This is a genomic window from Angustibacter sp. McL0619 (assembly GCF_049994355.1).
GTDB lineage: Bacteria > Actinomycetota > Actinomycetes > Actinomycetales > Angustibacteraceae > Angustibacter.
The window spans coordinates 645769-665291 of the sequence record NZ_CP188257.1 but is presented as its reverse complement, the minus strand read 5'-3'; the positions used below and the strand labels follow the sequence as shown (position 1 = coordinate 665291).

19 protein-coding genes are annotated in these 19523 nt (G+C 68.3%); 14 read left to right on the top strand and 5 right to left on the bottom strand.

Annotated elements, in window-relative coordinates:
- Positions 1 to 40 precede the first annotated feature (40 nt).
- The 5 genes from ACPPVT_RS03160 (at position 41) to ACPPVT_RS03140 (ending at position 5302) form a co-directional block, all read left to right on the top strand.
- Positions 41 to 910 (top strand): HNH endonuclease, encoded by an 870-nt coding sequence (locus ACPPVT_RS03160; protein WP_426565383.1) that lies wholly within the window; start codon positions 41 to 43, stop codon positions 908 to 910.
- 340 nt (positions 911 to 1250) lie between these two features.
- Entirely contained in the window at positions 1251 to 1592 is a 342-nt protein-coding gene (locus ACPPVT_RS03155) for an S-adenosylmethionine decarboxylase (protein ID WP_426565381.1), read from the top strand.
- Between the two features lie 82 nt (positions 1593 to 1674).
- The gene (locus tag ACPPVT_RS03150; protein WP_426565379.1) at positions 1675 to 2310 is read left to right on the top strand and encodes a hypothetical protein; all 636 of its coding nucleotides are present in this window, start codon (positions 1675 to 1677) and stop codon (positions 2308 to 2310) included.
- Positions 2311 to 4503, top strand: a complete 2193-nt coding sequence (locus ACPPVT_RS03145) for a putative bifunctional diguanylate cyclase/phosphodiesterase (RefSeq protein WP_426565377.1) — start codon at positions 2311 to 2313, stop codon at positions 4501 to 4503.
- Positions 4504 to 4627: 124 nt separating this feature from the next.
- Positions 4628 to 5302 carry a ScbR family autoregulator-binding transcription factor gene (locus tag ACPPVT_RS03140; protein ID WP_426565375.1) on the top strand — a complete coding sequence of 225 codons (675 nt, stop codon included), beginning with the start codon at positions 4628 to 4630 and terminating at the stop codon, positions 5300 to 5302.
- Here the strand turns inward: ACPPVT_RS03140 and ACPPVT_RS03135 are convergent.
- Positions 5223 to 6134, bottom strand: coding sequence for an NAD-dependent epimerase/dehydratase family protein (locus ACPPVT_RS03135; RefSeq protein ID WP_426565373.1), 912 nt, complete (start codon positions 6132 to 6134; stop codon positions 5223 to 5225). The two genes, ACPPVT_RS03140 and ACPPVT_RS03135, sit on opposite strands and share 80 nt — an antisense overlap.
- Positions 6128 to 7039 (bottom strand): ScbA/BarX family gamma-butyrolactone biosynthesis protein, encoded by a 912-nt coding sequence (locus ACPPVT_RS03130; RefSeq protein ID WP_426565370.1) that lies wholly within the window; start codon positions 7037 to 7039, stop codon positions 6128 to 6130. The genes ACPPVT_RS03135 and ACPPVT_RS03130 overlap by 7 nt, the downstream gene beginning before the upstream one ends.
- Positions 7040 to 7327: 288 nt before the next feature.
- On the opposite strand from ACPPVT_RS03130, the gene ACPPVT_RS03125 reads away from it, so the two are divergent.
- The 6 genes from ACPPVT_RS03125 (at position 7328) to ACPPVT_RS03100 (ending at position 12179) form a co-directional block, all read left to right on the top strand.
- Complete coding sequence (locus ACPPVT_RS03125) at positions 7328 to 8101, top strand: cupin domain-containing protein (protein WP_426565368.1); 774 nt, start codon at positions 7328 to 7330, stop codon at positions 8099 to 8101.
- A gap of 105 nt (positions 8102 to 8206) precedes the next feature.
- On the top strand, positions 8207 to 8686 hold the full coding sequence (locus ACPPVT_RS03120) for a DJ-1/PfpI family protein (protein WP_426567039.1): 480 nt from the start codon (positions 8207 to 8209) through the stop codon (positions 8684 to 8686).
- Positions 8683 to 9408 (top strand): HAD family hydrolase, encoded by a 726-nt coding sequence (locus tag ACPPVT_RS03115; RefSeq protein WP_426565366.1) that lies wholly within the window; start codon positions 8683 to 8685, stop codon positions 9406 to 9408. Before ACPPVT_RS03120 ends, ACPPVT_RS03115 begins: the two co-directional genes overlap by 4 nt.
- A 66-nt stretch (positions 9409 to 9474) precedes the next feature.
- The gene (locus tag ACPPVT_RS03110; protein ID WP_426565364.1) at positions 9475 to 10149 is read left to right on the top strand and encodes a type 1 glutamine amidotransferase domain-containing protein; all 675 of its coding nucleotides are present in this window, start codon (positions 9475 to 9477) and stop codon (positions 10147 to 10149) included.
- A complete protein-coding gene (locus ACPPVT_RS03105; RefSeq protein WP_426565362.1) occupies positions 10146 to 10991 on the top strand; it encodes a DJ-1/PfpI family protein in 846 nt (281 codons plus the stop codon). The genes ACPPVT_RS03110 and ACPPVT_RS03105 overlap by 4 nt, the downstream gene beginning before the upstream one ends.
- A gap of 3 nt (positions 10992 to 10994) precedes the next feature.
- Positions 10995 to 12179 (top strand): ferritin-like domain-containing protein, encoded by a 1185-nt coding sequence (locus ACPPVT_RS03100; RefSeq protein WP_426565360.1) that lies wholly within the window; start codon positions 10995 to 10997, stop codon positions 12177 to 12179.
- Between the two features lie 6 nt (positions 12180 to 12185).
- Here ACPPVT_RS03100 and ACPPVT_RS03095 read toward each other — a convergent pair whose 3' ends face one another.
- Positions 12186 to 13064 carry a LysR family transcriptional regulator gene (locus ACPPVT_RS03095; protein ID WP_426565358.1) on the bottom strand — a complete coding sequence of 293 codons (879 nt, stop codon included), beginning with the start codon at positions 13062 to 13064 and terminating at the stop codon, positions 12186 to 12188.
- Between the two features lie 78 nt (positions 13065 to 13142).
- On the opposite strand from ACPPVT_RS03095, the gene ACPPVT_RS03090 reads away from it, so the two are divergent.
- From ACPPVT_RS03090 to ACPPVT_RS03080, 3 genes are read left to right on the top strand one after another with little or no spacing between them, the layout of a single operon-like run.
- Complete coding sequence (locus ACPPVT_RS03090; protein ID WP_426565356.1) at positions 13143 to 14165, top strand: aldo/keto reductase; 1023 nt, start codon at positions 13143 to 13145, stop codon at positions 14163 to 14165.
- A gap of 46 nt (positions 14166 to 14211) precedes the next feature.
- On the top strand, positions 14212 to 14988 hold the full coding sequence (locus ACPPVT_RS03085) for a VOC family protein (RefSeq protein ID WP_426565354.1): 777 nt from the start codon (positions 14212 to 14214) through the stop codon (positions 14986 to 14988).
- Position 14989: 1 nt separating this feature from the next.
- Complete coding sequence (locus tag ACPPVT_RS03080) at positions 14990 to 16387, top strand: MFS transporter (protein ID WP_426565352.1); 1398 nt, start codon at positions 14990 to 14992, stop codon at positions 16385 to 16387.
- 27 nt (positions 16388 to 16414) lie between these two features.
- On the opposite strand, the gene ACPPVT_RS03075 is transcribed toward ACPPVT_RS03080, so the two are convergent.
- Positions 16415 to 17125, bottom strand: a complete 711-nt coding sequence (locus ACPPVT_RS03075) for a lytic transglycosylase domain-containing protein (RefSeq protein ID WP_426565350.1) — start codon at positions 17123 to 17125, stop codon at positions 16415 to 16417.
- A gap of 1012 nt (positions 17126 to 18137) precedes the next feature.
- The gene (locus ACPPVT_RS03070; protein ID WP_426565348.1) at positions 18138 to 19139 is read right to left on the bottom strand and encodes a Fic family protein; all 1002 of its coding nucleotides are present in this window, start codon (positions 19137 to 19139) and stop codon (positions 18138 to 18140) included.
- Between the last annotated feature and the right edge of the window lie 384 nt (positions 19140 to 19523).

Sequence of the window (19523 nt, the reverse complement as noted above, 5' to 3'; positions counted from 1 at the left end):
TTCTGTCCGAGTCGAACCAGCTCATGTACCCGGGGGGGCGATGGTCGAGCAACCTGGTGAAAGTTCGATCGGATCGGCGGTCTGTGGGGCCAAACGCGCGACGTCCCCTGTGCCACCAACGGTTATGGCTGAGCTCATGGACAAGATCGGCCAACGAACGAGCGCCGACGGACCTCACGTGATGTGGGACCGGACGCTCAACGTCGGCGGGCATCCTGTCCTTCGACATCGCGACCGCACCTACGTCTGTGCGCGGGTCGTATGGGAGCAGACTCACGGACCGATCCCTCAAGGTGTGACCTGCCGACACCTCTGTGAGGTCCGGCGCTGCATCCTGCTGAACCACCTGGCTCTGGCCACCTGGAGCGAGTTGCGTCGAACAGCCGTGAGCGAACGGGTCCGACGGCGGGCGGTGCCCGAGGGCAGCCACCTCCTTCTGACCAGGGCGGGCGCCTCGGTCAGTCCGCCGCGCATCTCCGTATCGGGAAACAGCGGGAGTGTGCAACGTGCGGTCTGGAGCGAGGCGTTCGGGCCGCTCGACCGCGGCCAGTGCATCGTCAGCACCTGTCGCGAGCCCTACTGTGTCGCACTCGCCCACCTAGCCAGGCAGTGCGCGCAAGAGCGGGGCCGACGAATGGTTGAGCTCGAGGTGATGCCAGCTGGCGAGGACCACTGGAACCACAAGCTGACCTGGGAGTCCGTCGATGTCATCCGGCGCTCGACCGAGCCGGCTGCGCGGCTCGCCGCCGTGTTCCACGTCTCGACGTCGACGATCAGCATGGTTCGCTCGGGGAAGCGTTGGCCCAAGCATCGACGCCCCGCGCCGGACGGGCCCAGGGAGGTCCAGACCGCGTCGGCTGTCATATGCGCAGAGAAAGTGTTCCCCTGCAACAGTTCGGCGCCCAGGTAGGTCAGCGTCGGTGCCATCGCGCATCTCGCCCGCGCAGGGTATTGTGGTGATTTGTCAGCATATTAGCCCACCGATAGCCGCCATTGACCGTTCCGCCCGTTGCACGAATGGGCGCGCGGGCGGGGAGGTCGGCCAGGCAGTCGGCGACCAGGCAACCCCCCGTGCTGGCGGTTCACATCGGGTGTTGTGCGCCTCCGGCGAACGGTGTCGCAGGTGACGCACCATCGGACCGTCGACCCAAGGGCCGCGTGCTACGCGGCGAAGGTTTTGCGGTGCAGCCACTTCAGCATCTTTGTCGGGCGGCCGATGGGGAGTGATACGCGAAGTATGGGGGTATAACGTGCGGGATCTGGCACCGGACATCCACCGTCAACGCCTCGTCGTCGAAGGCACGGTTCCCAGGGCGATCGACGTCGAAGGGATCGTCGCCTATCTCATCCGGCTGGGGTCGCTCACCGAGATGCGCGTGCTGGCCGAACCGGTCACCCACAAGTCCCCGCTGTACGGCTGGGCCGCCTGGGTGCACTGGGAGACCTCGGGCGCGCACTTCTACGCCTGGGACGTGCCGCGGCTGTTCTTCAGCGTCGACATCTACACCTGTAAGGCTTTCGATCCGGCGGCGGTGACGTCGTTCACAGCGGAATACTTCGACGCGACGGACATCGTCTCCCATGGCTTCTGACAGTCCGGCTCAGCCCGCTCTGCGTACCAGCTTCCCTTGTCGCGGTGCGGATCTGACGGCTGCCCGGGCCTGTGAGCTGCGCGTGTTCAGTCGGCACTACGGCAACACGAGGCGGGACCTGGCCGATGCGTACGGCCGCTACGAGCACGGCTGCGAGTTCGGCGCGGTGCTCCTCGGCGACGGCACCGCCGTGGCCGCGGTCCGCCTCCTGCGGCCGAGCCAACGGGGCCTGAAGTCGCTGCGCGACGCTGCCGGTCAGCCCTGGTGCCTGCCCGTCGCACGGACCCGGCTGGCTGCCGGCCTGGCTGCGGAGCACACCTGGGACGTCGCGACGTTCGGCGTCGACTCGGACACCGTGGGGCCGGGTCGTCGGATCACGATCGCCTTGATGAGCGTGATGTTCGGAGCGTTTCGCGACAACGGTGTGACGAGTTTCGTGGCGATCCTGGACACCCGCGCGCGCCGATCGCTGGCCGGCCTCGGGCTCCGGATGCACGACCTGCCCGGCGCGTTGGCCGCCCCGTACCTCGGGTCGCCGGCGAGCGTCCCGGTCTACCGTCACGTCGCAGAGCTGCACGCCGAGCACGCGGACCGGTTCACGGAAGTGCATGCGCAGGCCTTTCACGGCACGCGCATCCCCGGTCTGGACGAGTGCTGGACCCGGCCGGGGATCTACCGCGCCGACCACTGGCCAACGCCTCGCTCGGGGCGGGTCTAGATGCGCAGGCAGCGCAGGCGCGCGTTCGATCAGGTGGTCAGGTGGGCCCCGTGGGTCGCCGCGGTTGCCGTCGCTGCCGCGTCCGGCCTCGCGTCGACGCTGCCCTTCGCCCGTCCGGCAGCCATCGCGGCGTTCTTCCTCGCAGTCTCGATAAGGGCCGCCTGCGCGACGCACTCTGCAGCGCCGGGCAAGCGCGCACCGGCGCTGAGCCTGACGGCGGGCATGGTGTTGTTCGGGCTCGGCAGCCTGGTCCTCGCGACCGCGACCGACCTGAGGTTCCCCTCCCCCGCAGAGGGTCTGTTCGCCAGTGCCTACGTGTGCTTCACCGGCTTCCTCGTCATGGACACCAACGGACGCCGGATCCGCGACCCGCGCACGGTCCTCGAGACCGGAGTGGTCGCCGGCGGAATCCTGTCGGGAGCCCTGTTCGCCGTGGTCAGCCCTTTCTCGGGACGCCTAGACCTGCGGGGCACCGATCTGCTCGTGGCCCTGATCTACCCCGTTGCAGACTTGGCTCTGCTCACCATCCTGCTCACCCAGCTGGCTACCAGATCCCGGGCTCGTGACCGACGTAGCCTCCTGCTCCTCGGCGGCTTCATCACCCTGGCGGCCGTCGACATCTCTTTGCCGCTGAGTCCCGGCAGCGGCGGGTACTCGTTCAGCACTGTCCAAGACCTGTTCTGGGCCGTCGCCCTGGCCATGCTCGTCGATGCCGTCTGCGTGCACCGCAGCACGTCGACCACGCGGCAGAGCATCGGGTCGGTCGTCCCGGTCGCATCCGGTTTGATCGCGCTGCTCGTTCTGATCTTCGACCCTGCTCCCTCGACCTGGCCGACCCACATCGCCGCAGCCGCGACCATCCTGCTGCTGCTCGGACTGCTGCTCATCAGTCTGCGGGACGCCCGGCGCGGAGCAGCAGCCCACATACTCTCGCGCGAGGACGACCTGACGGACCTGCGCAACCGGCGAGCGGTCATGGAGGTTCTCGACAGCAGCGACGGCGAATCCCGGACCGTGGTGCTTGCGGACCTCAACGGCTTCAAGGCCGTGAACGACTCCCTCGGCCACCAGGTCGGCGACCGCGTGCTGGAACAGATCGGCCGCCGTTTTCAGGACATCGTCGGGGACGCCGAGGTACTGGCCCGCGTCGGCGGCGACGAGTTCGCGATCGTCTACCGCGACGTTCCCGAGGACTTGATCATGGCGCGAGTCGAGCAGCTGCTCCTCGCCATGCACCAACCAATGCAGATCGGCGAACGCACGCTGATCGTGACCATGGCCGTGGGCATCACCCGTACCGACGGGACGACCTGCCACGGCACCGAACTGCTCCGCCGCGCGGACGTCGCCATGTACCGGGCGAGGTCCGAGGGCAGGGGCTATCGGTGGTACGACTCGAGAACGGACTTGTTCTCGACCGAGAACCGCCACCTGATCGACGACCTGCGCAACGGGCTGGGCAGCGGTCAGCTCCGCGCGTTTTATCAGCCACAGGTGCGCGCAAGTGACGGGACGCTGGAAGCCATCGAGGTGCTCGCGCGGTGGCAGCACCCCACGCGCGGCCTGCTGACGCCGGACCAGTTTCTCCCGGTAGCCCGCTCCGCCGGCCTCATGCTGCCGCTCAGCCTGGAGATGATCCGGCTCGCGATGGCCCAGGCCGCGGACTGGGTTGCCCGAGGCACCCCCTTGCGGGTCTCGATGAACGTCGACCCGCCCGAGTTGCTCAGCGGTCAGTGGATGCTGGCGCTGTTCACCGCCATCGAGGACCACCAGCTCGACCCGGCGCTGATCACCGTGGAGCTGACCGAGGAGCTCCTCATCCACGACCCCACCATCGCGGCCAGCCGGATCCACGACCTCGCCGACCACGGCGTCGAGGTGTCCATCGACGACTTCGGCACGGGGTACTCGGGACTGACCTGGCTGCAGAGGCTGCCGGTCACCGAGCTCAAGCTCGACCGGTCCTTCGTCAGCCGGATGCTCACCGACGACCGCACGCACCACATCGTCGAGAGCACCATCCAGCTGGCGAACCGCCTCGGCCTGCGCGTCGTCGCCGAGGGCGTCGAGGACGACGCGACGGCCGCCGCGCTGACCTACATGGGCGCCGAGCTGTTGCAGGGGTACAGGTTCTCCGCGCCGATGACGGCGGACGCGCTCGCCACGTGGCGAGAGTCCCGGCTCCTGCTGTGAGCGGACGCCGTGTGTCTTTCCCCCGACGTCTGCAAACCGACTTCCGCTGCCTGACCCGTGCAGGTTGCTAGGATCGCACCCCGTTCTCCCGTCTGGTGGCGGGCGTTTTATGACAAGAGGTTCTGTGGCTCAGCATCCTCGCGCTCAGGCGACCCGGCAGGGCATCCTCGAGGCCGCAGCCCGCGTTTTCGACGAGATGGGGTATGACGCCGCCACGATCAGCGACGTGGTCGCGACGGCGGGTTGCACGAGGGGTGCCCTGTACTTCCACTTCCCGTCCAAGGAGGCGGTCGCCGATGCGATCATCGCCGAGCAGGGGTCGTGGTTGGCGGACGTGGGCGAGGGCACCGGCAGTCCGGTGCAGGTGATCGTTGACGGCTCGTACGCGTTCGCTGCCGGACTGCGCGAGGACGTCATGCTGCGGGCGAGCATCCGGCTCACCGTTCAGACGGGGACGTTCGACGGGCGTACGGCGCAGGCCTACCGGGTGTGGGCCGACGCGGTCCATCGACTGCTGCGGAGCGCCAGAGCCCAAGGGCACTTGCGGCAGGGCCGTGGTCTGGGGGCCGTCGCGGAGTGCCTGACCGCCTCGATCACCGGGATTCAGCTGACGTCCGAGGCCCTCACGGACCGCCAGGACCTTGAGAAGCGGCTGTATCTGTTCTGGCGTCTGGTGCTCCCCTCGGTCCTGACCGCCGAACACCTGGAGACGCTGCGGCTCACTCCGCCGCGCCGGGTCGTGCGAGGGCCGCGGGTTCCGCCAGAACGCGTTGGTACCAGGCCACCTCGTCCTGGGTAGGCCGGGTGGGATCGTGGCGCGGGCCGGTCGGGATCTTCGCCCAGGCGGCTGAGCTGTCGTAGGTGTGCTCGTCCGCGAGCAGGCTGACCAGACGGGGACCAAGAACCTGCTCGGCCTGCGCCCGGCTGATATCGCGAGGGTTCAGCCCGATGTCCAGCGAGCTGGCGACGGCCTCGAGCAGCGTGCGCACCGAGACCGGGTTCGGATTTCCCAGATGGTAGGTCGCGCCGGCCCCACCGGACCGGGCCAGCGCCAACAGCCCGCCGGCGAGGTCGTCCACGTGGATCACGGTGTGCCGTGACCTGCCCGCGTCGATCCAACCCAGCGCGCGCTGAACCGATATCGCCGTCGGGATCAACCACCGATCGCCGTGGCCGAAGGTGAGCGGCGCACGGACAACGAGACCCCGGTAGGACCGCACCACCTCCTCGGCTGCAGCGCGCGCTCGACTGAGCGGTGAGACCGGTCGAACCGGTGCCCTCTCCTCGCGTAGATTTCGATGCGGTCCGTTGCCGTAGACCGCAGTCGTACTGGCCAGGACCACTCGGGCACCCTGCCGACCCGCCGCCCTGCACAGAGTCTGGGTACCCAGCTCACTTGTCGTCATCGCCGCCGGATCGCCAGGTGACGCGTGGGCACAGTGCACGACCAGGTCGACCCCGACCAGGGCAGCCCTCGTATCGCTCGCCTCGATGATGTCGCCGCACACGTGGTCGCCGGGCAGCACCGTCCGCGACATCGTGCGCACACGCAGATCCGGGCGCCCGGCGGCCGCGCGGACCACCGCGGATCCGACGAACCCACTGGCCCCCACCACCAAGACCGTCAGCACGGCTCGACCCGCACCCGGATCCGAGCCCGCGACTGCCCGCCCTGATTGAAGTCCGACTGCACGACCGTCGCGGCACGGCCAGCAGGACTGGTCACCAGGGACGCGACGATGTGACAGGTCTGGCCCAGCTCGACGAACCGCGTGAACTGGACCTCGAGCCCACTCATCCGATGCTGCGGCTGCATCAACAGGGCGACCTGCCGTGCCGCGTCGATCAGCAGCATGCCGGGCACGTGGTCCTGCGGATGGTCGAAGTGAACAGGATGCGTCGGATCCACACGCAGGGCGCAGCCGCCGCTCGGACGGGGATCCTGGTCGACCAGCACGTCTTGGTCGAAGTGGCGCCCGACGCGTTCGGCCGCCACCTGCGATGCCGGCATCGGGACGGGCGCAGTGATCACACGTGGCCGAGACCCGCGCAGCCGCGCGTAGTCCGCCGCCTCCAGCACCACTACCTCGGCCATCCCCATCACGACCTCCGCACCCTCACAGCTGATCCGAACCTCTGCGGTGCTGCGGCGACCTGAATCCCCGGACCGCGCGAGCTCCAGCACAGCGCAGCCGGGCTCTGCCCCCACCGTCCACCCCGTCGCTGAGAACGCGAGGCGCGTCCTGACCATCACGAACCGGTCCTCGGCGCACACCGCGTCGACCACGTGGCCCGCGGCGATCACCGCCTGCCGAAACGTCTCCACCGCGAGAAGCGGGTCATAGCGCAATCCGTCCGCCTCGAGGTGGAACCGGTTCGCCCGGGGCCACTGGGCGCCCACACGCACGTTTCCGCCCACCACCTCGACCCCGGTGACGAACACCTCGGCGATGCTGCTGCGGTGCACCAGACGCCGCGGAATCGCCTGCTGAGCCGGGCCACCGGCAAGCCGGACAGCGTCGCCGACAACAGACATGCCGCACCCCCCCGGGTCGTGTCAGGTCAGCCAACACAGGCGGTGAGCCCAGCCCCCGCCCCGGCTCATCCCGACGCTCAAGTCTGGCACCGCATCGACAACACACGCAACCAAGGACTTGAGCTGGAGTCCAGTGCTGGGCATAGGAATTCCTTGACAAACCGACCGTACGGTATGTTTTCCTGGATGTCGTGAGCGGGGGGTCGCTCGCAGACATTCACCTGGGGGGACCAGATGGCTAGTACCACGACAGCGGACCTGACGAGCCGCAGAGAGCATGCACGAGCGGTGGATCTGACGATCCATCACGGGTCGGACGCGGGCCTGTCGCGTGAGATCCGTGTCGATATCTCGCACGCCGACGTCGAGGCGATGCGTTCCCTGTTGAGAGCCGGCGCCAGGACGGGGAACGAGCAGCCCGGCGTCGATGTCCACCTCGACGACATCGTGCCCAAGCCCTGGGGCTTGGAGTACCGCGCGTACGTCGACGACTTCCTCGATGTATGGCAGCTCCAGGTGGACGTCGGGCATACCACCTCGATGCACAACCATCCGCGGAAGCTGACCTACCTGGTCTGCCTGGCTGGTGAGGGTGTCCTGTCGACATTGACAGATGAGTTTCCTGTTCGGACCGGGGATGTAGTGCGGATCGCGAAGGGCTCGTTCCACAGCACCCGCAACGCCTCTGCCACCGACCGGCTCGACCTCATCGAGGTGGAGGCGCCCCGCAACAAGTACGACTTGCTGCGCCTTCGCGACGGGTACGCCCGCGCGCGGCTCGGGTACGAGTCCGGGTCGCAGGTGGGGCCGACGCGGATGCGCCGACTGCCCTACCTGCCGTACGCGTTCATGCGCAGTGGCTCACCGTGCGGCCGATACCAGTTCGACGTCATCGCCGGGATGGACCTGTACTACCGCGGTCTCGGCCTGGCCGAGCTGCTCGTTCCGCTCGGCATCGAGAACCTGGCCTTCGACAACGTGCACGTGCTCAGCCGGTACGCCAGTCCGGACCGCGCGCCACAGCTGGACAGCTACTACCTCGGCGTTCGACTCGTCGACTGAGACAACCACAGCCATACCAGGGGGGATCAGCATGAAGTACAACGCGGTCATCATCACCGGACAAGGTTCCAGGACCACGACGTCGTCTACGCATACTACCGGCTCATCGAGGAGGGATGGCACGTCGATATCGCCACCAAGGACGCCGCCCCGACGGTGGGCAAGTACGGAGTGCCACTTCCGATGGACAAGACGGCCCGACCACTCATCGGTTACACCGACTTGGATGTCGAGGACTACGACGCCGTCATCCTGACCGGCGGACACGAGGCACCTGACCGGGTCCGCCAGGACCGCTCGGTGCTCGACTTCATCCGCGCCATGGACAGCGCGGGCAAGGTCGTCGCCGGCCTCTGCCACGGCCCGTGGATCATGGTCAGCGCGGGAGTGCTCAAGGGACGAAAGGCGTGCGCCTACATCGGTCTGCGTGACGACATCGTCAACGCCGGTGCCGATGTCGTGGATGGCGACGTCGTGGTCGACCACCACATCATCACGTCGTCCTACTACGCGTACGCGGGCAAGTTCATGCGTGCCGTGTTCGACACGGTCGCTCAGCTGAACTCGCGGATGGAGGTCGCGTGAGCTCGCCAGGCCGGCTGATACTCGACTTCGACGGAGTGGTCTGCGACGCCCTCATCGAATGCGCTGCCGTGACGCGCGCCGGTGGTCAGGCAGAGGGCTCGGCGACGCCGTTGTCGCAAGCCGTAGCCGATCTGACGCCCGAGTTCATCGACCGCTTCACGAGCGTCCGTCCGTACTCGCGGACGCTTGTGGACTTCATGGTCGCGAACGTCGTGCAAGCGCCAGTGACCTGTCGTGACGAGTTCACGGCCGCGCGGGTGACGGCGGGTCCGTCCGAACTGCGACGACAGGCGCAGCTGGCGACGGCGGCGCGCAAGGTGTGGCGCCGTGACCACCGCGACGAGTGGTTGGCCCTGCACACCGTCTATCCCGGCGTCCAGGACCTCATCGAGCACGGCGGGTGGGTGGCCATCGTGTCGAACAAGGACGCCGACTCGATCACGACCATCCTCCAGCACCTCCAGCTGCGTCATCTGGTGCGCGCCGTCATCGGCGACTGCGCGGACAAGGCCACTGCGGTGTCCGCACTGACCGGTGGCGCGGCGTCCACGTTCGTCGACGACAACGTCGAGAACGTCCTGGCGGTGTCCGCCGCACCCGGCGTGCGCGCCGTCTGGGCAACCTGGGGCTACCACAGCAGCGAGGACGTGGGCCTCGCCTCGGCCCGCAACGTGGAAGCCGTGACTCTGTCCGGACTCAGCCGCCTGAGGGACGCCGCGTGACCGCAGCACTACGACAACGCACCGCACGCCCTCACCACCATCACGACAAGCAGACAGGGAGTTGACATGAGCAAGGGCACCATCTTGTTCGCACTGACCAGCCACGCCGAGCTGGGCGACACCGGCCGGACCACCGGGGCGTACGCGCCGGAGTTCGCGCACCCGGCCCGGGTGTTCCAGGAGGCGGGGTACGACATCGCCTTCGTCTCGGTCCGCGGCGGCCGGGTCCCGCTCGACGGGCTCAAGGACGACGACACCATCACGCGGTCGTTCCTGGCTGACGAGTGGGTGGCGCAGTCCCTCGAGAGCACGCCGATCGCCGCGGACCTGGATCCCGCGGACTACTCCGCCATCTACTACGCCGGCGGCCACGGGGCGATGTGGGATCTGCCTGGAGACAGAGCTCTGGCGGGGCTGGCAGCTGCGATCTACGACGGCGGTGGCGTGGTTGCGGCCGTCTGCCACGGTCCGGCCGGCCTGGTCAACCTGCGGCTGCCCGACGGCACGATGCTGGTCGAGGGCAAGCGAGTGTCCTCCTTCACCGACGATGAAGAGGCCGCCGTCGGGCTCACCGATGTCGTGCCGTTCCTGCTGCAGGGCACGCTCGAGGTCCGGGGCGCCAAGCACGAACAGGCGGAGAACTTCAGCTCGTTCGCCGTCAGTGACCAGCGCCTGGTGACCGGGCAGAACCCCGCCTCGGCTGTTCGCGTCGCCGAGCTGACGCTGGAGGCGCTGGGATGAACGTCTACGTCGAGCGTCACGTCGGTGACACCGGCCGGCCGGACCTGAACGGCACCGGACCTGGCGCGCGCCGCCGTGACGTGGTCGACCGCACACCTTCCGACGGCCAGGCAACCGACGTCATCCGGTCGATCGGGGTCCTCGGCTACGACAAGGTCAGCGAGCAGGACTGCCTGACCCCGGTGGAGATCTTCAAGGGCGCGACTCTCGTGCTACGGGGCGACATCGCCCCGTGGCCACGGGAGGCGGCTCCTGAAGAGCTCACGGTGGAGCTCGTCTCCCTCGAACCGGGCGTGGTCACGATGCAGATGGGCACCCAGGTCGTTCCCGACCGCACCTTGGATCCCGACCATCTGTACGACCTGCTCTACATCCCGGGCGGGGTGGGGTCGGGCGCGATCGCAACCGACGAGCGGGTCCTCGAGCTGATCCGAGGGCACCACGCAGCCGGCCGTGTGGTGGCCGCCAACTGCTCGGGCGTCGGCGTCGTCGCCCGGGCCGGCATCCTCGACGACGCGACCGTGACCAGCGTCGCCGCAATCGGCCGTGGACTGCGCGAGGAAGGGTTCGACGCGCCCGCGACCCGCCGCATGTGGGTTGGAGACCCCGGTCGCAGGGTGTGGACGGCGACCGGTTCCTACGGCGTCAACGCGAGTGCCGTGGCGATCGTCGCGTACTACTTCGGCCGAGAGGTCGGGACCATCGTCTCCATGATGTTCGACACCCTCGCCGGCATCGGCGAGGCCGTCTTCGATCCGATCGGCCCGCAGTTCTTCGAGCACGAGGCGCTCGAGTCGAGCTTCCAGGACCTGTTCCAGCCCATGCTGCTTCCGCCGGAGTGAGCCATGACCACGACCAGCGACGCACGCCGCCACCAGCAGAGCCTGCCGGTCCCAGCGACGGCGAGACCGCATGACCTGCACTGGATCCGCGGGGCCTTGCAGAGCGCCATCGCGATCGAGCACGCCACGATGCCGCTCTATTCCGCAGCCATGTACTCCCTCGAGGTACAGAACTACCCGGCGTACAACACGCTGCGCTCGGTGCTGATGGAGGAGATGCTGCACATGGCCGCGATGTGCAACGCTCTCGCGGCCGTCGGGGGTCGGCCACGGATCCGATCCCTCGACCCGTCCGCGGTGCTCCATGGCCTGCCGGGCCTGGTCACGGGTCTGCGCGCCCGGCTCGCGCCGTTGTCACGGCGCCAGCTCGAGGTCTTCATGTCGATCGAAGGCCCGGACGAGCTCAGCCCGCCGCCGGCGGACGACCGAGTCGGGTATGCCTCGATCGGAGCGTTCTACCGGGCGATCCGGGAGGCGGTGGAGAAGAACGCCGCGGCGGTGGCCGCGGCCTGCCGGGGTCGACAGCACGCGAACCAGGTGGGCGGCAACCTCGGGTACCGCGTCGTCCGTCCGACCGGTGACCCGGTCGAGCAGATCCTCGCCAGCATCGACCTGGTCATCGACCAGGGCGAGGGCGCCGGTGGTTCGACCCGATCGGCCGGACCGCCGTCGGATGAGGAGCTGTCGCACTACGCCCGGTTCGCCGAACTGCGGTACGGGCGCGGGTACACCGGTCCCGCGGCTCACGAGGCCGCGGGGCCGGGTAGGCGCTCGGAAGGACAGCGTCGCTGGTTCCGCGGCCCATCCCTGTCCTGGCCACGTGTGATCAACACGTTGGCAGTGCCCCGTGACGGCTATCGCGCTCTGCTGGCGGTCGACCCGCGCCGCGGTGAGGTGGAACCCCGGCTGCGACAGTTCGACGAGGCATACACCCGAATGCTGGCCGCCCTGGACGACGCGTGGAACGGTCCGCCGGAAGAAGGATGGCCGGCACTCGGTCGCGCGGTGCTCGAGATGAACGAGCTGCGGGTGATCTCGTGCTTCGAGATCGTCCGTCAACAGGTGCCAGGGGACGTCGTCGGCCGCATCACCGAGCTCTACCCGCAGGAGGCAATGGAGCTGGGCGCCCTCACCGATCTGAGCGCACCGGTCTACTACGGCCCCCGCTTCGAGAACCGTGGCCTGTGAACAGGCTCACCCTCGGCTGGTCGACCCGTTGACGAGTTCGTCGACGAAGCGCCGGGCGGCTGGCGGGCCGCCGTGCTCGACCGAGTAGACGCAGATCCGTGGGTGCTCAGGCAGATCGGGAAGGTGGTGTACGCGCACGGCTGGGCCGGGCTGCGCTACGACGGACGCCGCGAGCAGGGCTGAGCCGAAGCCCGCAGCAACCAGCTCGCGGATACTGGCTGGCGTGGACGTCTCGAACTCCACGCGCGGGGTAGCGCCCAGGGGAGCAAAGGCCGCGCCCAAAAGGCGGCGCAGTCCGCTGTTCTGGGGCAGGCAGACGAAGACGTCGTCGACGACGTCAGCCATCGTCTCGACGATTCGGTCATCGGCCAGGGGTGTCACCAGAACGAGCTGCTCGCGGGCCACGGGGACGACGCGCAGGTACGGATCGTCCGTGCTGTGCGAGGGAGCGACGACGACGTCGAGAGATCCTCGCCGCATCTCATCCAGCAAGGGGTCTGCCAAGCCGGTTCGCAACGACAGCCTGACCCCGGGGTAGCGCTCCCGAAACCCGGCGAGCGCGGCCACGAGGTCAAGGTCGCCCGTGATGGGCGTGGTGCCCACACGGACGTGTCCCAGGGCCATCGTCCGATGGCCCTCAGCCTCGGCGCGGGCGCGATCGAGCAACCCCAGAGCGGCCGTGACGTGCTGCAGGAACTGGCGACCGGCCACAGTGAGGACCACGGACCTCGTCGTCCGGCGCAGCAGCTCGACACCCAGCTCCTTCTCGAGCCGACGCACTTGTGCCGAGATGGCCGGCTGGGCGATGTGCAGTTCTTCCCCAGCCCGGGTGAAGCCCCCACACCGGACCACGGCTTCCAGATACACCAGCTGACGCAGCTCCACGGATTCATCGTATCTCGTTCTTAATGACATCAGGAACCTGTCTTTGACCTATCAATGCCCGACCGGAAGGCTAGCCATATGACGTCTCGACCGCTGACCACGCCTGCCGCGAAGGCGCCTCCCCGTCACCTCGGCCCTCTGGTCACCTCGGCGATCGGGTTCGGCTGCATGGGGCTGTCCCAGGGGTATGGCCCGGTCGACGACACCGAGTCGACTGCCACCGTTCACGCCGCCCTCGACGCCGGCGTCACGCTGTTCGACACGGCGATGAGCTACGGAGCGGGCCACAACGAACGCCTGCTGGGCGCGGCTCTGCGATCCAGCGGTGTGGACCGCACCACGGTCCAGGTGGCCAGCAAGTTCGGGATCGTCCGCGGTGACACCGGCGTCTACCTCGACGCGCACCCGGATCGGGTGGCCGGCTACTGCGAGGACTCCTTGCGACGGCTGGGCGTGGACTACCTCGACCTGTACTACCTGCACCGGGTCGATCCTGGCGTGCCGATCGAGGAGAGCATCGGAGCCATGGCCGAGCTCGTCCAGGCAGGAAAGGTGCGGTGGCTGGGCGTCAGCGAGGTCAGCGTCGAGCAGTTGCTGAAGGCGCATACGGTGCACCGCCTCGCGGCCGTCCAGACCGAGTGGTCGCTGATGTGGCGGCAGCCGGAGGACGACGTCATCCCGATCGCGCGAGCGCTGGGCATGGGCCTGGTGCCCTACAGTCCGCTCGGCCGGGGCCTGCTAGGAGGCGGCCTCGATGTCGGGACCATGACTGCCAGTCCGTTTCGGGCGAACGACCCACGATTCGGCGTCGACCACGTGCCCGCCAACCTGGCCCAAGTCGAAGCGCTCACGAGCCTGGCCGGGCAGTGGGGGGTCTCGACAGCTCAGCTGTCCCTCGCCTGGCTACTGGCCCAGGGTGCTGACGTCGTCCCCATCCCCGGCACGCGACGTGCCGAACGGGCGCGCGAGAACGCGTCCGCGTCCGAGCTGCTGCTCGACCCCGCGCGCCTGGCCGAGATGGACCGAGAAGCCCCGCCCGGCTCCTGGGCCGGCGATCGGGCCTCGTTCGCGGTACCGGTCACCGCCCGGGCGTCCAGCTAGTGCCGAGCACCGAACGCTCACACCATTCGTTCGCAGAGGAGTACTCGTGATCACCATTACGGCCGAGCAGTTGGTCAAGGCCGGCCACGAACAGGCAGTCGACGCCCTCATGGCGGACCTCACCACCGACATCATGCAGCAGGAGCCGGGTTGCGTCCGGTTCGACTACGTGGTCGAGCCGCAGAACCCGCGTCGGCGGCTCGTCATCGAGAGCTATCGGGACCGAGCGGCGCTCGAGACGCACCAACGTGCGCCGTACCTGGCGACGTTCATCCCGCTACTGCTGGAACACCTTGACGAGCCGCCAGCAGTCGTGCAGTTCGTCGATGCGTTCAACCAGGCCAGGTCCGCGCCGTACTTCCACACTGGCATCGTCGTCGACGACCTGGAGGAGGCGGTCAAGTACTACAGCGACTCCCTCGGGGTGCGGTTCACCGAGCCGGGGACGTTCGACATCCCCAGGTTGGAGGATCCGGATCCGCACCCCTTCGAGCTGACTGCGGTGCTGTCCATGACCGAGGCGCCGTTCCTGGAGCTGATCCAGGCCGCGGGCGACGGCATCATCTCGGCCGACAAGTGCGGCCAAATCTTCTACCACGGCTACTGGGAGGACGACATGGACGCCCGGCTCGAGCGACTCACTGAGCCGGGAGCGCCGGGGGTCGAGGCGGTGTTCCGGATGGAACAGGGCAGCACCCCGTTCGCCATCATCACCAGGCCCGACCGGTACGGGACCCGTATCGAGTACGTCGGTGCGCAGGCCGCGGATCCACTGACCGCCTGGGCGCGCACCGGTGTTCTGCCCGACGGGATCGGTGCCTGAGATGACGCTTCCTGGTCAGCACAGCGCCACCATCCCGATCACGTCCGAGCGGCCCGCTTCCGCTGGGCCCTCGCGCCTGGTCTTCGCAGGACTGGCAATCGGCAACTTCCTCGTCTTGCTCGATACGTCGATCCTCAACGTCGCGCTGCCCGATGTGCAGCGCGACCTGCAGGCGAGCGCTACTGCCCTGCCCTGGACGGTTGTCGCCTACACCATCACCTTCTCCGGTCTGTTGCTGGCCGCTGGCGCACTGTCGGACCGGTTCGGCGCCAAGCGCGTCTACCGGCGCGCGCTGCTCGCGTTCGGTCTGCTGTCCCTTGGGTGCGCCGCTGTCCCTACCGTCGAGCTGTTGATCGCGGCCAGGGTGCTGCTCGGGGCGGCGGCCGCGTTCATGGTGCCGGCATCGATCGCGCTGCTCGCCAGCATGTTCCCCGACCCGGCCGCGCGTGCCCGTGCGATCGGCACGTGGGCCGCCGTGACCAGCAGCGGCTTGCTCTTCGGCCCAGTGCTGGGTGGACTGCTGGTGACCGCGAGCGGGTGGCGCCTGGTGTTCCTCGTGAATCCACCGATCGCCCTCGTGGCATTGCTGCTGTCCCGGCGAGCCTCGGCAGTGACGGCATCCGCGGTGCGGCCGCTCGACATCCCGGGCATCGGGCTGTCCATCGTCATGCTCACCGCCCTCACCTTCGGCCTCATTCAGGGTGGTACCCATGGCTGGTCGCAGCCCGTTGCATGGATCGCTCTGACGGTGGCGGCGGTGGCCGCTGCGATCCTGGTGGCGGTCGAGCGCCGGGTGAGTCACCCGGTCCTTCCCGCGGCTCTCGTCGCGCGGCGTGACATCACCGCGAGCATCGCCGCCGCCGCCGTCGCGACCTTGGTCTTCTACGGCGTGCTCTACACCCTGACCCTTTGGCTCCAGCGCGAGCTCGAGCTGACCCCGCTCCAGACCGGCCTCTCCTTCGTGCCGATGACGCTTCCCATGTGCATCCTGCCGGTGTTCGCAGGTCGCCTAGTCGCGAGATACGGCGCGCCGCGGGTCATTCTCGTGGGCTTGGCGTTGGACGTCGTGGCCGGTGCGCTGCTGTTCGGCGCGACCAGCACCGGGGGGGCACTGGGTTGGATCATCGGTGCCGAGATCGCTCTGGTGCTCGCGAGCACGACGGTCATCCCGGCGGCCACGGCCCACGTCGCCATGCAGGCACGCGGCGAGATCGCTGGCGTGGCGCAAGGCGCACTCAACGCCGGGCGACAGGCCGGATCCGCGCTCGGCGTCGCCGTACTCGGCCCCCTCGCCGGCCTATCCCAGGTCGGCGCCGTGCTCTGCGCGTTCAGCGTGGCGGCCATCGCCGGCGTGGCGGCGGCCTTCCGGACGCAACGGCGGGCCACCAGCGGCGCGTGAGACTCATCGGACGTGCCCGCCGATCCATCAGTACCAGCCGAATGACTGGCTGTGGCGCCACGCGGCGCAGGGGGTGCCGTAGGCGCTCTTGATGTACTGCAGCCCCCACGTGATCTGGGTGACCGGGTTGTCGCGCCAGTCGCTCGCGATCGAGCCCATCTTGCTGCCAGGTAGCGACTGGGGAATGCCGTAGGCGCTGGACGTCGGGTTGTCGGCGTGCAGCTTCCAGCCGCTCTCCTTCTGCCACAGCGAGTCCAAGCAGCCGAACTGGCCCGAGGCGAACCCGGAGTCGCCGAGCAGGGCGCGGGCCGCGGAGCGGGGGTCCATCCTCAGCTGTCGACGGTGTTCGGCTGTGCGGGCGGCCCTCCTGCGGGCCTCGGCGCGTTCCTTGGCTGCCTGGAGTCGGGCTGCCTGGAGTCGGGCTGCCCTGATCCGGGCTGCCCTGATCCGGGCTGCCCTGATCCGGGCGGCCCTGATCCGTGCGGCCCTGATCCGGGCCTTCTCGGCCAGCAATGCCCGGTACTCCGCCGCCGCGGTCATCAGGCTGTGGCGGGCGACGTACCAGCGGGGGTCGACCGCGTGCAGGTCGGCGATCGGGTCGGTCGTCACCTCATAGCGCGGAACGGTGGCCTGGGCGGAACCGCCGTCGGGGAGGGTGAACCCGCCTGCCACGGCGGCGCCGGCCGCGAGAGCGGTCAAGCTGGTCAGCAGGTGTCGGCGCCGGATGTGTCCAATCACGATGTACCTTTCGTTCGCGCGCCCCGCTTGCAAGCGGCACGGCTGCGTCACCGCGCCGACCGGGCTCGCCTCAAGGAAGCCGAACCACTGGTGGCACAGGGGCATCTGGTCTTCAACGGGCCCATGTCCCCCGTCGAGGACGGGGCTGCGGGCGTTCATGGGATGGACGGCCGGGAGGCGCAAATGGCTCACGGACAGGCAAGGCGTTGGCCACGCGAGCGTCCCCGTGGGCCCGTTCGTTGGGAGGGTTCGCCCGGGCCTATCGCCATGCCCGAGGTGTCAACCGAGATCCCGCTTGTCCTACCCACCCTGCGTCGTGGCGATGACGCGGCCAATGCATTGATTAGTCTCGTGCTGGTCGGGCGACCACGCGGGCAAGCAGGGTGAAGCGCCGCCTCGGTGCTTGGTTTGATGGTCTCCAGGTAGCTGAGGCACGTCGACTCGGACGTCGGGGTCAGGGCTCGGGCTTGCCCGACCGCGTAGCGGCCGTAGGGCCTTGAGGTCGACGCCTGGGTCGTCGGAGCATTGGGCGGTGGAGATCGCTACGAGGTGCGGCTCCTGCCGGGGGGCGCTCGTCAAGGCCGGTGTCCTCGGCTGGTGGGCAGGCCCGAGCGGGGGCTGCCGGTCATCCCTTCGCCGCGCGTGCTGGCGGCATGATGGGGTTCGCAGAGCTCGATCGGCGGGGTCAATCAGAAGGTTCGACCGCGCCAGTGTTGGGGGTCCTGACCTGCACGACCCGCGCCGACCGAGGCCTCCAGGGGGTGTTCACGCGGCGCCGGCCGACCTCGACACCATCGCCGACCAGCTCAACGGACGCCCTCGACAGACCCTGCAGCTCAAGACACCATCACAAGCACTGGCGCAGGCGCTGCGTTGACCGCCTGAACCCGCAGGCAGTGAGCGGACGTGGCGCGCCTGGTTGCGGCCGATTGGGGCGTGCGCCGAAAATGGGACACACCCAGTTAGCGGCCCGACTGTACAGCTGATCAGAGGGAGGTTCCTTCTCGCTCGCTCACCGCGACTGCGGGTGCCGACGCCACATCGCGCTTCGGCCTGTGCCTTCAGGAGAGATCAGTCCGTCGTCCCTCATCGCGGTCAGCTCCAGGCGGATGGTCGGGTCACTGATGCCTGGCAGCGCGATGCGAACGTCCGCGATCTTGAACAGCATCGGGGCGTGGTGAAGGACGTACTCACGAACGCGGTCCTGCTTGGTTCCAGTGGACCGGTCGGACGCTGCTCGCAGCTCGAACGTCTCGTACGCCGAGGACAGCGTGGTGACGAAGTAGCTCAACCAGGGCCACGGGTCGTGCTGCTGCTCGTGCCAGCCGTGCGTGGAGGCGAGCAGAGCGGCGTAGTAGTCGTCCGCGGTGGTGGCAAGGAGCTGCTCCAGCGAGACGTACTTGCCGACGCCGTAGCCGGCATCAGCGAGGAGTGCGTTGGTTAGAGCGCGCACAACCCGGCCGTTCCCGTCGTCAAACGGGTGGATTGTGAGTAGGTCCAGGATGAACAGGCCGATGAGCAGGATCCGGTGATGCTCGCCCTTGTTGAGCTCGGCGTCGTACCGGGTGATCAGTTCCGTGACGTAGAACTCCGTCCTGGAGGCGGGGACGGGGACGAACCGAACTTCATGGGTTCCGTCCGGGGAGCGGTCGACAACGAGATTGTCGCTGACCTTGAAAGTCCCGCCAGAGAGCTCGGTGTACTCGAAGAGCTTGCGGTGCAAGTGCAGGAGCAGGCCGACGTTGAGTGGGCGCCAGTCCTCGCTGAAGAGGTAGTCCAGAGCGACTCGGTAGCCGGCGAACTCTTGCTCGCTGCGGTTGCGCAAGGTGGCGACCTTGCCGTCGATGATCTGCGCAGCGCGAGCCTGGTCGGGAACCACGACACCTTCGAGCGCGCTGGACGCAGTGATGGACGCCACCCGAGCGCGCACGGCGAGCTCGGTCAACAGCGCAGGAAGCTGGTTGCGGAACAGCTCTTCTCGGCCGCGGCCGGTGTCGATCCTGCTCAGGCGCATGACGAGCCTGCTCGGGACCGACTCGAGGATCCGATCTACGGACGAGAACGACAGCACTGAACCTCCCAAAGAATCGTCTAAACATACCAAGGGGAGATCAACTTAGTGTGTTTAGTAGGTTCCGTTAGGGCTTCCAGGGCCCCTCCGGGGTGAGCGTGCGCCGCCCCTGATCGTCGACGGCCCAGGCCAGGTCGCGGACGGCATCGAGGACCTGCGCGTCGGACAGGGTGCGGGTCGCGACCGGCCAGTTGGTGTCCTTCCAGGACCTGTAGGTCCCCGCGGCGATCTGGCAACTCAGAAAGATGCGGCATCAAACCTGGGGCGCTTCAGGGAGCAGGTCGCGACGTTTCTCAAAGTCGCGCGCGACCAACGCCTGTACGCGGC